Annotated in this window: 14 protein-coding genes; 3 read left to right on the top strand and 11 right to left on the bottom strand. The window is 67.0% G+C overall.

The features are described 5' to 3' along the window. Nucleotides 1-7 precede the first annotated feature (7 nt). From NC7_RS22085 to NC7_RS22035, 11 genes are all read right to left on the bottom strand, one after another. Nucleotides 8-610, bottom strand: a complete 603-nt coding sequence (locus tag NC7_RS22085; protein ID WP_174550256.1) for an Rv1363c family protein — start codon at nucleotides 608-610, stop codon at nucleotides 8-10. Between the two features lie 12 nt (nucleotides 611-622). After that, complete coding sequence (locus NC7_RS22080; RefSeq protein ID WP_067986139.1) at nucleotides 623-1,807, bottom strand: MCE family protein; 1,185 nt, start codon at nucleotides 1,805-1,807, stop codon at nucleotides 623-625. Continuing rightward, nucleotides 1,804-2,916 carry an MCE family protein gene (locus NC7_RS22075; protein ID WP_067986138.1) on the bottom strand — a complete coding sequence of 371 codons (1,113 nt, stop codon included), beginning with the start codon at nucleotides 2,914-2,916 and terminating at the stop codon, nucleotides 1,804-1,806. Before NC7_RS22075 ends, NC7_RS22080 begins: the two co-directional genes overlap by 4 nt. Next, the gene (locus tag NC7_RS22070) at nucleotides 2,913-4,013 is read right to left on the bottom strand and encodes an MCE family protein (RefSeq protein ID WP_067986136.1); all 1,101 of its coding nucleotides are present in this window, start codon (nucleotides 4,011-4,013) and stop codon (nucleotides 2,913-2,915) included. Before NC7_RS22070 ends, NC7_RS22075 begins: the two co-directional genes overlap by 4 nt. Next, nucleotides 4,013-5,026: an MCE family protein gene (locus NC7_RS22065; protein ID WP_067986316.1), complete on the bottom strand. Its 1,014-nt coding sequence runs from the start codon at nucleotides 5,024-5,026 to the stop codon at nucleotides 4,013-4,015. The genes NC7_RS22070 and NC7_RS22065 overlap by 1 nt, the downstream gene beginning before the upstream one ends. After that, nucleotides 5,023-6,045, bottom strand: a complete 1,023-nt coding sequence (locus NC7_RS22060) for an MlaD family protein (RefSeq protein ID WP_067986134.1) — start codon at nucleotides 6,043-6,045, stop codon at nucleotides 5,023-5,025. Before NC7_RS22060 ends, NC7_RS22065 begins: the two co-directional genes overlap by 4 nt. After that, complete coding sequence (locus NC7_RS22055; protein ID WP_067986132.1) at nucleotides 6,042-7,466, bottom strand: MlaD family protein; 1,425 nt, start codon at nucleotides 7,464-7,466, stop codon at nucleotides 6,042-6,044. The genes NC7_RS22060 and NC7_RS22055 overlap by 4 nt, the downstream gene beginning before the upstream one ends. A 9-nt stretch (nucleotides 7,467-7,475) precedes the next feature. Beyond that, on the bottom strand, nucleotides 7,476-8,339 hold the full coding sequence (locus NC7_RS22050; protein WP_067986130.1) for an ABC transporter permease: 864 nt from the start codon (nucleotides 8,337-8,339) through the stop codon (nucleotides 7,476-7,478). A gap of 1 nt (nucleotide 8,340) precedes the next feature. Beyond that, nucleotides 8,341-9,150 carry an MlaE family ABC transporter permease gene (locus NC7_RS22045; RefSeq protein WP_236573616.1) on the bottom strand — a complete coding sequence of 270 codons (810 nt, stop codon included), beginning with the start codon at nucleotides 9,148-9,150 and terminating at the stop codon, nucleotides 8,341-8,343. 79 nt (nucleotides 9,151-9,229) lie between these two features. Further along, complete coding sequence (locus tag NC7_RS22040; protein ID WP_067986126.1) at nucleotides 9,230-9,415, bottom strand: hypothetical protein; 186 nt, start codon at nucleotides 9,413-9,415, stop codon at nucleotides 9,230-9,232. After that, complete coding sequence (locus NC7_RS22035; RefSeq protein ID WP_067986123.1) at nucleotides 9,415-9,639, bottom strand: hypothetical protein; 225 nt, start codon at nucleotides 9,637-9,639, stop codon at nucleotides 9,415-9,417. The genes NC7_RS22040 and NC7_RS22035 overlap by 1 nt, the downstream gene beginning before the upstream one ends. Nucleotides 9,640-9,999: 360 nt before the next feature. Here NC7_RS22035 and NC7_RS22030 point away from each other — a divergent pair, with 360 nt between their 5' ends. From NC7_RS22030 to NC7_RS22020, 3 genes are all read left to right on the top strand, one after another. Then, a complete protein-coding gene (locus tag NC7_RS22030) occupies nucleotides 10,000-11,163 on the top strand; it encodes a thiolase family protein (RefSeq protein ID WP_067986122.1) in 1,164 nt (387 codons plus the stop codon). Nucleotides 11,164-11,199: 36 nt separating this feature from the next. Continuing rightward, nucleotides 11,200-11,976 (top strand): oxygenase MpaB family protein, encoded by a 777-nt coding sequence (locus NC7_RS22025; RefSeq protein WP_084458683.1) that lies wholly within the window; start codon nucleotides 11,200-11,202, stop codon nucleotides 11,974-11,976. A gap of 517 nt (nucleotides 11,977-12,493) precedes the next feature. After that, complete coding sequence (locus tag NC7_RS22020; RefSeq protein ID WP_084458700.1) at nucleotides 12,494-13,498, top strand: oxygenase MpaB family protein; 1,005 nt, start codon at nucleotides 12,494-12,496, stop codon at nucleotides 13,496-13,498. The last annotated feature ends 1 nt before the right edge of the window (nucleotide 13,499 follow it).

Below are 13,499 nucleotides of genomic sequence, written 5' to 3'. Positions count from 1 at the left end.
GATCGGGTCACTGGGCGGGCATCGCCGTGAGCGGGGAATTCACCTTCTCGACCAACCAGCGGCCGCCGTCGTTGTGCAGGCTCATCACCATCGATAATTGACCCGGCTTGGCCTTGTGTTCGGTCCCGAGGCTCGAGATGGTCGTGCCGATCACCACGATGGCCTCGGCGGAGTTCTCGTCGCCGGTGCGCAGCGCGCACTGGGTGTCGGTGGCCTTGGAGCTCACCTGGCCCTGGGTGAGGGCCTCGCGCAGTTCGGTGCTCGTCGCTTCGAACTGCTTCTTCCACTCGCCGGTCGCGCCGTCGAGGACGGCCTGGAAGTAGCCGTCGAGGCTCTTGCTGTCGTAATCGGCCAGCACCGGCGCGTAGTGGCAGGCGGCCTCACGGGCGCCCTGCTGGGCGGCGAGCAGGTCGTTGCTCTCCTTGTTCTCCAGGAACAGGATCACCGAGCTGGCCACCGAGGCGCCGACGACGAGCGCCGCGGCCGCGCGCAGCACGAGGGACTTGCGCTCGGCGGTCCACCGCGTGGCCGCGGGCGCTTCCGGCTTCGTGGTCTCCACGGCGGCCGAGTCGGATTCGGTTGCGTCGGTGTCTTTTTCGTCTGTGCTCATGGGATCTTCTCCTTATCGGGGTGCGGGTACCGCGGGCTGGGACAGTTCGTCGCCGGTCACACCGGGCGGTGGACCCGCGCCGTTGTCGGGGCCCGGGGGTCGTGGCGCGTTGGCCGAGCCGCGGACCTGCAGCGCGGGATTGTCGGTGACGCAGTAGTTGTAGAGCCGCACCCTGGTGTCGGTGGTCGGGGTGGTCGGCACGATCGGGACCGTGTCGTAGTCGCACGTCGGGCGCGGCCACGGATCGACCAGGGTGAAGAAGGCGTTGTCGTGGGCCGGGATCCCGACCGCCTCGGCGAAGCGGCTCAGTGACGGGAACAGCAGCTCGATCGCGGGCTGGCGAAGTTTGGCCGCCCGCGTGATGGCCACGAAGTTCGTCACCAGATCGGTGATCGGGTCGTGGGTGCGCGAGACGAAGCCGCCGAGGGTGGCCAGCTGGCCGGGGCCCTCTTCCAGCAGGTGCCGCAGTTCGGCGTCGGCCGCGGTGAACTGCTGGAACAGCGCGCTGCCCGCCTGGGTGATGGTGCCGAGATCGGGTTGGGCGTGCGACGTGGTCTCGGCGATGACCTGGAGATTGCGCAGCAGATGCTCGGTCTGCGGGAGCAGATCGGTGAGCCCGGCCATCGCGCGGCTGAGCCCGGAGATCATGTTGCGCAGTCCGTCCGGCCCACCGGCCAGTGCCTTGTCGAGTTCGTCGACGATGACATTGAGCCGTTCTGGGTTGAGCCCGCTCACCAGGCCCGTCATGTTGGCGAGCACCGACTGCACCTGCACCGGCACCGCGGTGTCGGCGCGGGCGACCACGGCGCCGTCCGCCAGGAACGGGCCCGACTCGGATTCGGGACGGAAATCGAGGTACTGCTCACCGGCCGCCGACAAGCGGGCCACGGCCACCCGGCCACCCATCGGGATGCGGGTGCCCTCCTCGATCTGCGCCACCGCGGCGATGCCATCGCCGGACACGCGCACGTCCTGGACGCGGCCGACCCGGACACCACGGAAGGTCACATCGCTGCCCGCCGAGAGACCACCGGAGGTCGCCAGCTCGACGGTCACCTCGTACGGTGAATCGGTCGGGTCGATACGCAGGACCACCCCGCCCAGGTAGAGGGCACCGAGTACGAGAACGACGACCAGGCCTGCGTTGGCGACGGCGACGCGCCGCCGAACCAGCCACTGCCACAACGGTGAGTTCATCGAGGGCCCTCCTGCTGCGGTGGCTGTGGGGTGCTGCCGAGACGGCCGGTGACCTTGGCGATCACCTCGGCGAGGCTGCCGATGAAGGCGGGTACGTCGGTGCCGTCGGGCCAGCGGCTGCCCTCGGGGTCGGTGACCGCGCCGACATCGAGGTAGGACAGGATCGCCCCGACCGAGAGGTTCGGCCCGCGCACGCTGTCCATCACCGAGGGATAGATCGCGTGGAAGCCGTCGAGTGCCCCGGTCAGGTCGTCGCCCATCGCCACGAACCCCGACATCAGGTTCTGGATGCTCTGGAACAGGCTCACGAACTGTGGGCCATTGGTTGCGCTGAAGTCGCCGAGGGCGTCCATGGTGACCGCGACGCGGTTGATGAGGTCGACGATCGACTGGTTGTTCTCGGCGAACAGGCCGATCAGCTGCGGGAAGCTGTCGGCCGCCGCACCGAGTTCGGCTTTGCGCCTGGCCAATTCACCGGTCAGCACCTGCAAGCCCCCGAGGGTGGCGTCGAGATCGCCGGTGCGTTCGTTGAGCGCGGTGATGACCGAGGTCATCTCGCCGATCAGGTGCTGCAGCTGCGGCGCCTTGCCCGCGAAGATCGAATTCAGTTCGGAGGTGATCTCGGCGGCCTGGTTGATGCCGCCACCGTTGATGAGCATCGACACCGACATCATGAGCTGCTCGACCGAGGCGGCCGAAGCGGTGAGCTCGGTGCCGATGGTCGCGTCTTCGCGCAAGGGTGGCCCGGCCTCCGCCGCGCTCGGCAGGGTCATGGCGACGAAGATGTCGCCGAGCGGAGTCGCCTGGCGCAACTCCACCCTGGTGCCCTGCGGCAGCTCGATGTCCTCGCGGATGAGCATTTCCACGTTCGCCAGGAAGGAAGTGGTCGAAATGCCGGTCACCACACCGATATCGGTGCCGCCGATCTTCACATGAGCGCGATCGGGCAGGTTGAGCGCGTCACGGAAGGTGGCGTGCACGGTGTACCCGGGTCCGCCGATGCCCGGTTCGGGCATCGGCAACTGGGCGACGGTCATCGAGCAACCGCTGCTCGACGCCGCGACGGCGGCCGCGCACAGGGCGACCGCGACGGTGGTACGCAGTGTCATTTGGTGAGTCCCAACAGTGCGGCGGTCAAGCCGAAATCCGGGCCCATGTCGGAGATCTTGCCGGTGCGGCAGCCGTCCAGACGCATCTGCACGCGCTCGCAGAACGTCGCGAGGATCTCGCTGTCCAGCACGATCTTGTCGAGCAGACCGTGCAGCCGAAGGGCCTGGTGTTCGCGGCTGATCGCGTTGTCGAAGTTCTGGAACATCAGCGGGCCCACGTCGATGATCTCGGTGAGATTGCGCGCGTTGGCCCGCATCTGGGCGGCGATGTCGACGAATTTGGTGAGCGCGCCCGCGAGCTGATTCTCGTTCTGGCCCACGAGCGTGGAGGTGTTGGTGATGAAGTCGTCGAGCTGTTTCAGTACCGCCTGCAGGCCGGGGGACTGCTGACCGAACAGCGCGACCAGTTCGGTGATGCGGCCGCTGAAATCGCGCACCGTCTGGTCGTTGTCGGCGATGATCTGGGTGATTTCGCCGAGCCGGATGATGGCGTTGGCGATCTGATCTTTGTTGGCGAAGGTCACCTCGAACGCCGCCGACAGTTCGTCGAGCGTGGCGCGCAGCCGGTCGCCGTTGCCGTCGAGCAGGGGGAACAGCACCCGGCTCGCCATCGGCCCGCTCTGGCTGTCGCCCTTCAGCGCTTCGCCGAGCTGATCGAAGTTGGCCAGGATCCGGTCCAATTCGACCGGGGTCCTGGTCTTTCCGAGCGGCAGATGCGCACCGTCGGCGAGTTCGGGGCCCGACCCGGTGTAGGCGGGCGCCAGCTCGACGTGGCGGTTGGTGATCAGCTGCGGGGAGACGAGCGCGGCCATCGCGTCGGCGGGGATGCGCACGTCGCGATCGACCTTCATCACCACTTCGACGTAGCTGCCGCGCGGTGTCACCGAGTCGACGACGCCGACCGGCACCCCGAGAATCGCGACCTCGTTGCCCGGGTACAGCCCGGACACGTTCTCGAAGTCGGCGCTGATGGTCTTCTGCTCGCCGATCACGCGGTCACCGAGCCCGGCCACGCTGTCGGGTACCAGGGAACAGCCGGTGGCCACGGTGAGCGCCAGGCACAGCGCGGCCAGTTTGCTCGAACGTGTCGTCCTCATCAGTTGCACCCCTGTACGGCTTGTGCGAAGCACAGCCAGTTGTCCGGGAAGATCCACGGTGCCCAGATCTCGCCGTAGGGGCCGTTGCCGAGCAGATTGTTGAACTGCCGCAACGTCACCGGGGCGATCTCGTAGAGCCGGTCCAGGTTCTCCTTGTTCTTGGTCAAGCCGTCGGCCATCGTGTTGAGGTTGGTGATGAGCGGCGCGAGCTCGCCGTTGTTCTCCAGGCCCATCTCCTGCAGCAGCCGCGACATCTGGGCGACGTTGTCGAGCAATTGGGTGAGCAGGGTCTGACGCTTCTGCACGGCCGCGCCGATCGCCTCGCCCCTGGTGAGCAGGACGAGCACACTGTTGCGGTTGTCCGAGACCAGCTGCGAGACCTGATCGAGGCTTTTCAGCAGAGTGTCTACCTCGTCGCGCCTGCTGTTGATGACCTGGGCCAGCGCGCCGATGCTGTCGAGGGCCTGCACCGCCATGGCGGGGGAGTCACCCAGCTGGGTGCTGAACACATCGAGCGCGGTACGCAGTTCGACCGGGTCGATCCGCTCGATCCGCTCGAACGACGAGGAGTACTTCGGGTCCTGGATCACCTTGCTCAGGTTGTAGGGCACAGTGGTGTTCTCGACCTTGATCCGGTTGTCCGGCAGACCTTTTCCGTCACCAGGCCGCAGATCGATGTGCAGTCGGCCCAGAATGGTCGACATCTCGATCGCCGCGTGCGCGTCGGCGCCGAGGCGGATGTCGCGGCGGATGCGCAGCGCGACGTCCACCTTGTCGTTCACCAGTTTCACCGACTGCACCTCGCCGACCTCGATACCCGAGATGTCGACCGTCGTGCCCGGCCGCAATCCGGCGGCCTGCGCGAACTCGACGTGGATCGTCTTGTCGCCCAAGCGGATCTGGGTGAGCAGGTTGGACACGGCGAGCAGCACGATCACCGAGGCGGCCGCGATCAGGCCGAGACGCAGATTCCGGTTGCGTCGCAAGAACTCCGGGAAGCGGGGGCGCATCATCGGCACACCCCCGACTGCGCGGGCCCGCCGACCTGCGAGAACAGGCCCTCCGGCAGCAGAACTCCCCACAGCGACACATCGAGGCGGCAGATGTAGGCATTGCCGTAGGTGCCGTACTGGGTGAAACGGGCCACGCCGTTGAGGAAGTCGGGAAGCTCCACCGCGCCCCGGTCGAGGGCGGCGCCGTTGGCGAGCAGCATCCCCACCCCGGTCGTCGCCTTGCGCTGCGCGTCCGCCAGTCCTGGCTTGACCTGGTCGATGATCGTGACCAGCGAGTTCGTCGCACCGGCCACCCGTTCGACCGAGCTCTTCAACGATTCTCCTTCAGCGTAGAGCCCGTCCATCAGGCTGCGGGTCTGGGTGATCAGGGTTTCCAGCTCACCGCTGCGGTTGGCCAGACCCGCCATCACCGAACTGAGATTGCTCAGCACGTCGCCCAGGATCTGGTCGCGTTCACCGAAGGTGGCGGCCAGCTGCGCGGCCTGGGTGATGAGCGCCGACAGCGACACCTCGTTGCCCTGCAGCGCCTGGATCAGCGTTTCCGACAGCGAGTTGATCTGGTCGGGCTGCAGCACGCTGAACAGCGGCTCGAAGCCCGAGAGCAGCGCCGACACGTCGAACGACGGCTCGGTGCGTTCCAGCGGAATCTCCGAGCCGGGGGCGACGACAGTGCCCCCGTCGGTGCCCGGTGCCAGCGCCAGATAGCGCTGGCCGATGAGATTCTGGTAGCGCACCAGCGCCTTGGTCGTGTCGGTCAGGCGCTGGCGTTCCTCGATCTGGAAATCGACGCGCGCGGTGTAGTTGTCGGCGAAGTCGATCTTGTCGATCCGCCCCACCCGCACACCGGCCATCCGGACGTCGTCGCCGACGCGCAGCCCGAGTACATCGGTGAACACCGCCGAATAGCTGTTGGTGCTGCCGGGCACGCTGCGTTGCAGCGTCGACCAGATCGTGTAGGTGAGCACGGTCGCCAGGACAGCGAAGAGGCTGAACCCGATGAGTGCCTTGGTGGATTTCACTGTCGGCCACCGTCTTCTGTGTCGGGAACGAGGGGAGTGTCACCGAGGATCGCGCTGAGCAGCAGCAGCTGACTGAAGGTCGGCCTGCCACCGACCAGCGCCGAGATCGCGTCGATGCCGGTGAGTCGTGGCTGCGCGGCCGCCGGGGTGACGGCGGGCGCTTGTTCGGCGGCCGGAACCGTGATTCCCGGGATGGCGGGCAGGCCGGGAATCGGCGGCAGGCCGGGGATCGCCGGAATGGTGACGCTCGGCAGGGCGGGCAGCTGCGGCAGCGCCGGTGTCACCGGTGCCGGACCGGCGGACTCGAGCCAGTTCGGCAGCATCCCGGCCGGATACTCCTGCGGTGGCGCGACTTCGGGAACGGTCGGCCCGCCGCAGCGGGGACCGGTCATCTCGCCGTAGCGGGGGCAGTCGGCGGCGGTGTACTGCTGGAACGGTGTGAACGTCACGTCCATGCGCCAGGTCATCTGCTTGCGCGGGCCGAAGTTGAACACCTGCTGCAACTTGCGCAGCGACACATTGAGGTTGGCCGCCGTCGTCTGGAGCGCGCCGGGGTCGCGCGCGATACCGCCGAGCAGGTCGTCCAGACCCGCGACCAGTTCCTTGCCCGCGTTCGGGTTGGCACCGAACAACACGTTCACCGTGTCGACTGTGCTGTTGCCCTGCGTGAGCAGTTCGATCAGGTTCGCCCGGTTCTCGTTCAGGGTGCGCGCGGAATTCACCGAATCGGCGAGCACGCCGACCAGTTCCGGCGCCGACTGACTCAGCGCCGTCGACGCGCGGCCGAGATCGCCGAGCAGATCACCGATCTCGGGGATCTGGTGGACCGTGGTGAGCCACTGATCGAGCCGTTCGATGGTCGATCCGGGCACCCGGCTGGCCGGGTCGAGCGCCGCCGACAAGGTCGCGAGCACCCGGCCGAGCTTCTCCGGTTGGATGGTGGTGAGCACGTCGCGCAGGGTGTTGAGCGTGGACTGCAACTGGATGGTCGCCTCGCTGGTGTCCTCGGCGATGACCGCGCCCGCGCGCAGACCGGAGGTGGTCGCGCCGTTCTCGACCAGCTGGATGGACGAGACACCGAAGATGTTGTCCGGGACGACCCTGGCGGTCACGGTGTCCGGGATCGTCTCGGCCAGACCGGGTTTCAGCTCCAGCGTGGCACGTTGGCGTTCACCCGCGGCCACCATGTCCACCGAACCGACGGCGCCGACAACCATGCCGCGGAACTTCACGTCCGCGCGCTGCGGTAGCCCGTCGCCGGTGCTCGTCAGATCGGCACCGACGGTGACCGTTTCCTCGAACTCGCCGTTGTAGCGCAACGCGAGCAGATACAGCGCGACCGCGAACGCGGTGATCACCGCGAGGCCCGCAAGGGTGAGTTGCAGGGGTTTGGGGCCGCGGCCGCTGAGATCGAGAATCATCCGATCGACCTATCCCGAGATCCGGAACCCGGGGTCGATGCCCCAGATTGCAAGCGTGAGAAACAGATTCGTGAAGACCATGACGACGATGACCATCTTGATCGCGCGCCCGGCCGCCACTCCGACGCCTTCGGGCCCACCGGTGGCGACGAACCCGTAGTAGCACTGGATGAACGCCGCGATCAGGACGAACACCACCACCTTGAGCAGGGAGAAGAACACGTCGGGGCCCAACAGGAATTGGTAGAAGTAGTGGTCGTAGGTGCCCGCGGTCGTCCCGCCGAGGAACAGCACCGACAGTTTGGTCGCCACGTAGGCCACCGCGAGGCCGACGGTGTAGAGCGGGATGATCGTGACGGTCGCCGCGATCATCCGGGTGGTCACCAGATACGGCAGCGGCCGGATCGCGATGGACTCGAGCGCGTCGATCTCCTCGGAGATCCGCATCGAGCCGAGCTGGGCGGTGAACCGGCACCCGGACTGGATGGCGAAGGCGAGTGTTCCGAGGATGGGCGCGATCTCGCGCGTCGTCGCGAAACCGGAGATGGCGCCGGTGAGCGGGCCCATGGTGAGCAGGTTCAGCGCGGAATAGGACTCCATGCCGACGGTGATCCCACCGAACGCGCACAGCACGATCACCACGCCGACCGTGCCGCCACCGACGATCAACGAGCCGTTGCCCCAGCCGACGTCGGCCACCAGGCGCGCGACCTCCTTGCGGTAGTGACGCAGCGTGAACGGGATGGCGATCAGTGCCTGGAAGAACACGATGGCCTGATGGCCGAGTCGCTGGTTGGCCTGGACCGGCACCTTGGCCGTCGCCGCCAGCGCCTGCACCGGGCGCATCACGGGCGGGGTGTATTCGGCGGCCATGTCATGCCACCTTCGCGGGGAAGATGGCGTTGTAGAGCTGGGTGACGATGATGTTGGTCGCGAACAGCATCAGTGCCGAGGTGACCACCGCGGAGTTGACGGCGTTGGCCACCCCGCCGGGGCCGCCCTTGGTGTTGAGGCCGATGTCGCAGGCGATGATCGCGGTGAGCGCACCGAAGAGGGCCGCCTTGAACAGTGCGACCATCAGGTCGTTGGCCACCGCGAACGAGGCGAACGAACTGATGAACGAGCCCGGCGTGCCGTGCTGGGCGTACACATTGAACAGGTACGCGGTGGCGAAACCGACGAACACGATGAACCCGCACAGCAGAATGCTCACCACCACCGCGGCGACGAGCCGAGGTGCGACGAGTCGGCGCACCGGGTCGACGCCCATCACCCGCATCGCGTCGATCTCCTCGCGGATGGTGCGTGAGCCGAGGTCGGCGCAGATGGCCGAGCCGACGGCGCCCGCGATCATCAGGCAGGTGACCAGCGGTGCGCCCTGGCGGATGATGCCGAGACCGGCGACCGCGCCGATGAAGGTGGTGGCGCCGACCTGGTTGACCAGCGCACCCACCTGGATCGAGACGACCACCGCCACCGGGATGGCGACGAAGACCGTCGGCAGGGCCGAGACATTGGCCATGAACGCGCACTGCTTGACGAACTCCTGGAAGGGGAACCGTCGTCGCACCAGCGACCAGAACAGCTGCACGATCGCCGACCGGCCGAGCAGGACCTGCCTGCCCAGGGTCTCGACCGATTGCTGGGGATGCCGTCGCCAGAGCCCGGTGGCGCTGTCGATGATCCGTCCGACCTCGGACGGTTCGGTGGCCGGTTGTGGCGTCACGCCGCACCGATCCTTTCTCACTCGTCGGGCTCGGTGCCTAGAGCGTGCTGAGCCAATGGTTGAGCAGAACGACGAGTCCGGCGACGGCGGCGAGGCCGAGCACGAACGCGCACAGAACGGCGATCCACATACCGAATCGGAGCACCGGATTCACCTCGGTGCGCCCACCGAGGATCTTGACGATGGTCACCACCAGATCGATGACCCAGACCAGTGCCATCATCAGGTCATCGTCACATTCGCGAAGGTGAGCACCGGCCAGCACGCGATCGAGCCGAGGAATGAGATCACCAGGTCCACGCCGTGGAGATCGCGCAGGTGGCTCGTATGGGTGAGGGTCCAGATCACCCCGACGAGGCCGTAGGGGATGCCGAGGATGATCAGCGTGCCCAGAAATTCGGACACCTTCATCTCGTAGCTGAGAAACCTGTCCAGCCGTCGCAACATGGCGTGCCGCTGTTCCTTCCTGCAGGACCGTGGATCAGCGGTGGCCGAGTGGCCGGCCGACGTCGCTGACGGTCGAGTGATGTTGCTGTACGTTCCCGGGGAGATGGAACCGGCTATCCGCGATCTTCCCCTGAATCATCGGATAGCGTGAGGGTTGCCGGTGGTCACCTTGGGTGACGCCCCGACTAAGTTACTACGAATTCTCGGCTTTGTGACGAGAATTACCGGTAACATAGCGCATGTATCGCGGCTTGCCTATAGGGCTGTCGGCTTGGGCCGCATCTGGTTGTCCTCCACGAGAATCATGAGTAACTTATCGCTGGTATCGCCGAAGGGCGGCGACTGTGCAGGAGGAACGCAATGTCCGCAGTGATCGTCGATGTGGTTCGCACGCCCTCGGGGCGGGGCAAGCAGGGCGGCGGGCTCTCGTCGGTGCATCCGGCGACCCTGCTCGCGGGTGTCCTCGCCGAGCTCGTCGCGCGCACCGGGATCGACCCCGCGCTGGTCGACGATGTGATCGGCGGTTGCGTGACGCAGAGCGGCGAGCAGGCCAACAACATCTCCCGCACGGCGGTGCTCGCCGCAGGGTTCCCCGAGTCCGTTCCGGCCACCACGGTCGACCGGCAGTGTGGATCCAGCCAGCAGGCCGTGCATTTCGCGGCCCAGGGTGTGCTCGCCGGTGCCTACGACGTCGCGATCGCCTGTGGTGTGGAGTCGATGAGCCGCACGCCGATGTTCTCCAACACCCAGGGCAAGGACTCCCTGCGCGCTCCGCTGGCCGCCCGCTACCCCGACGGGCTGATCGGGCAGGGTATCGCCGCGGAGATCCTGGCCGCGCGCTGGAAGCTCGATCGCGCCCGGCTCGACGAGTTCGCCGCCCGCTCGCACCGGCTCGCCGCCGCCACCGCGCAGGCGGGCGGGTTCGATGCCGAACTGGTGGCCGCGGGTGAGCTCACCGCCGACGAGACCATCCGGACCGGCACCACCGTGGAGGGCCTGGCCGGTCTGCGTTCCGCCTTCACGGATTCGGCGATGGCAGAGCGCTTTCCGGAGATCGACTGGTCGGTGACGGCGGGCAACTCCTCGCCACTCACCGACGGTGCCTCGGCCGCGCTCATCATGAGCGAGGCGATGGCGAGCAAGCTCGGCTTCACCCCGCGCGCCCGGTTCCACTCCTTCGCCGTGATGGGCGACGACCCGACCCTGATGCTGACCGCGGTGATTCCGGCGACGCGCAAGGCGCTCGACCGCGTCTCGCTGACCGTCGACGACATCGACACCTTCGAGGTGAACGAGGCGTTCGCGCCGGTGCCGCTGGTGTGGCAGCACGAACTCGGCGCCGACCCGGACCGGGTGAACCCGCGCGGCGGCGCCATCGCGCTCGGCCACCCGCTCGGCGCCTCGGGCACACGTCTGCTCGCCACCATGGTCAACCATCTCGAGCAGACCGGTGGCCGGTACGGGCTGCAGACCATGTGCGAGGCCGGTGGCCTGGCCAACGCCACCATCATCGAACGGCTCTGACGCGGTCGCGTCGATCATCGAAACACGGGAGTAGTCATGCGTCGTCGGACCGAAGCTGTACGTCCATCCGCACCGTCGGACGACCGGCGGCGTTTCATGGCCGGTCCGGCGGCGTTTCTCGGTGGGCCCGCCAATGTGATCATGCAATTGAGCTGGGCGCCGGTCGGGCGCGGTGTCGTGGAGAGCACCGTGGACAGCGGACGGTTCGATCTGCGCCCGCGCAAGCGGGGGCGAACCACGTTGACCTACCTCGCGGTCGCGATGCTCGGCACCGACGAGGACCGGGTCGCCTTCCGCGAGGCTGTGAACACCGCGCACCGGCAGGTGCGATCGGGGCCGGACAGCCCTGTGCGCTACAACGCCTTCGATCCGCGGCTGCAACTGTGGGTGGCGGCCTGCCTCTACCAGGGCACGGTCGACTCGCTGACCTACCTCTTCGGTCCGCTCGACGAGGCATCGGCCGACGAGTTGTACGCCGAAGCGGCCAGATTCGGGACGACCTTGCAGGTACCGGAGAAGCTCTGGCCACCGGACCGTGCCGCGTTCGCCGAGTACTGGCGATCCATGCTGCCCGAACTCTCCCCGGACGAGCGGGTGCGGGAGTATCTGCTGACCCAGTTGGTCGACATGGGCCCCTACGGGCGGTGGGAGCGGCGGCTGTTCCGCCGGGTCAACCGGTTCTTCACGACCGGTTTTCTGCCGCAACACTTTCGCGACGAACTCGGGCTGGCGTGGAGCGATCGTGAGCAGCGCGCGTTCGAGGTCGTGATGCGGCTGATCGGCCGCGTGCTGACGGTGGGTCCCGAGGCGTGATCGAGCTGTTCGAAGGTGATCGGTCCCCGGTCATCGATCAGTGCGGTGGCCGAGCTCGCGACCCGGGTGGCGTGGGCCAGCGTGGTCACCGCCGGACCGAGCGCGGTCGCGTCCCGGGCCGTCCGTAAGAGCTCGATCGGGTTCCGGAGTTCGATCGCGCCACGTCGGTGCAGAACGGCGGCAGCGGCCAGCGAATCGGCGACGGCGCGTACGACATCGGTCGGAGCGAAGGAGACGGACGGCACGGATACCTCCGAGGGTCGGTCGTCGGAAAGGAGTCGCCGCCCGTGTGGGCGGGGCGGAATCCAGACTAGCAGCCGTAAGAATTGTGGGTAACTTATTGGCCGAGATGTCCAGGTTGGGGCGCTGGAGGTGGGGTGAAGCCTGTGTGTATTCGGCGAAAACGCGCTCGAATCCTAGAGAATGGGCGGTAACATAGCGACTACGTCGAGGAGTGCTCGGCGGCGATCCGCGTTCGCGAGATCCGGGGCGAGGACGCTTCTGGGAAAGGATGACGATGACCACGGCAACGAAGCCAGGCGAACCCGACTACTCGGACCCGACCAGCGACAGCTACGTCGAGGAGAGCCGAGGCGGACAATGGCGCCCCACCGTCGGTCGGGCCGGGGGGCCCGGACTCGAGCAGGCACCCCGGCAACTGACCCTCGACCGGGTGCGCATCCACATCCCCGACACCTACCGCTCGCGGCGGAAGAAGCCCGCACGGCTGGCCGACGCCCTGGACTTCTGGATGTTCGCGGGCGCCGCCGCGAACGTGGCGATGCAGTTCGCGCACCAGGGGGTGGCCGCGGGTGTGATGGAGAGCCCGGTCGAATCCGGTGCTCTCATGGTGCATCCGTGGAAGCGGCTGCGCACCACTTCGGCCTACCTCGCGGTCGCGATCCTCGGTACCGACGAGGACAAGAAGGCGATGCGCGAAGCCGTCAACGTCGCGCATCGGCAGGTGAGGTCGCGGCCCGACTCCAAGGTGAAGTACAACGCCTTCGACCGCAATCTGCAGCTGTACGTGGCCGCCGCCATCTACATCGGCTTCGAGGACACCCACCAGTTGCTGTGCGGCAAGATGTCCGAGGAGGAGCTGGAAGCGTTCTATCAGGGTGCCGAAACCTTCGGCACCACCCTGCAGGTGCACCCCGACATGTGGCCCAAGACCCGCGCGGACTTCGACCGGTACTGGCTCGAGGCGTGTAAGGACGTGGTGTGCGACGACGAGTTCCGTGCCTACATCAGCGATCTCGTGCACCTGCGGATGATCCACTGGTCGCTGCGGTTGCTGTTCGGCAATCTGCTGCAGTTCCTGACCTCCGGGTTCCTGCCGCCGCATTTCCAGGAGCAGATGGGGATCGAATGGAGTGAATCCGACCAGCGCCGGTTCGAGAACCTCTTTCTCTTCGTCGGTTTCGTCAACCGGTTCATCCCGAAGTTCATCCGGTTCGCGGGTACCCAGTCCATGATGCGTGACGTGCGGCGCCGCATCCGCAAGCACAAGCCGCTCATCTGAG

The sequence above is a fragment of the Nocardia caishijiensis NBRC 108228 genome (assembly GCF_001612825.1).
Classification (GTDB): Bacteria; Actinomycetota; Actinomycetes; order Mycobacteriales; family Mycobacteriaceae; genus Nocardia; species Nocardia caishijiensis.
This window is presented reverse-complemented; position numbering and strand designations above follow the sequence as displayed.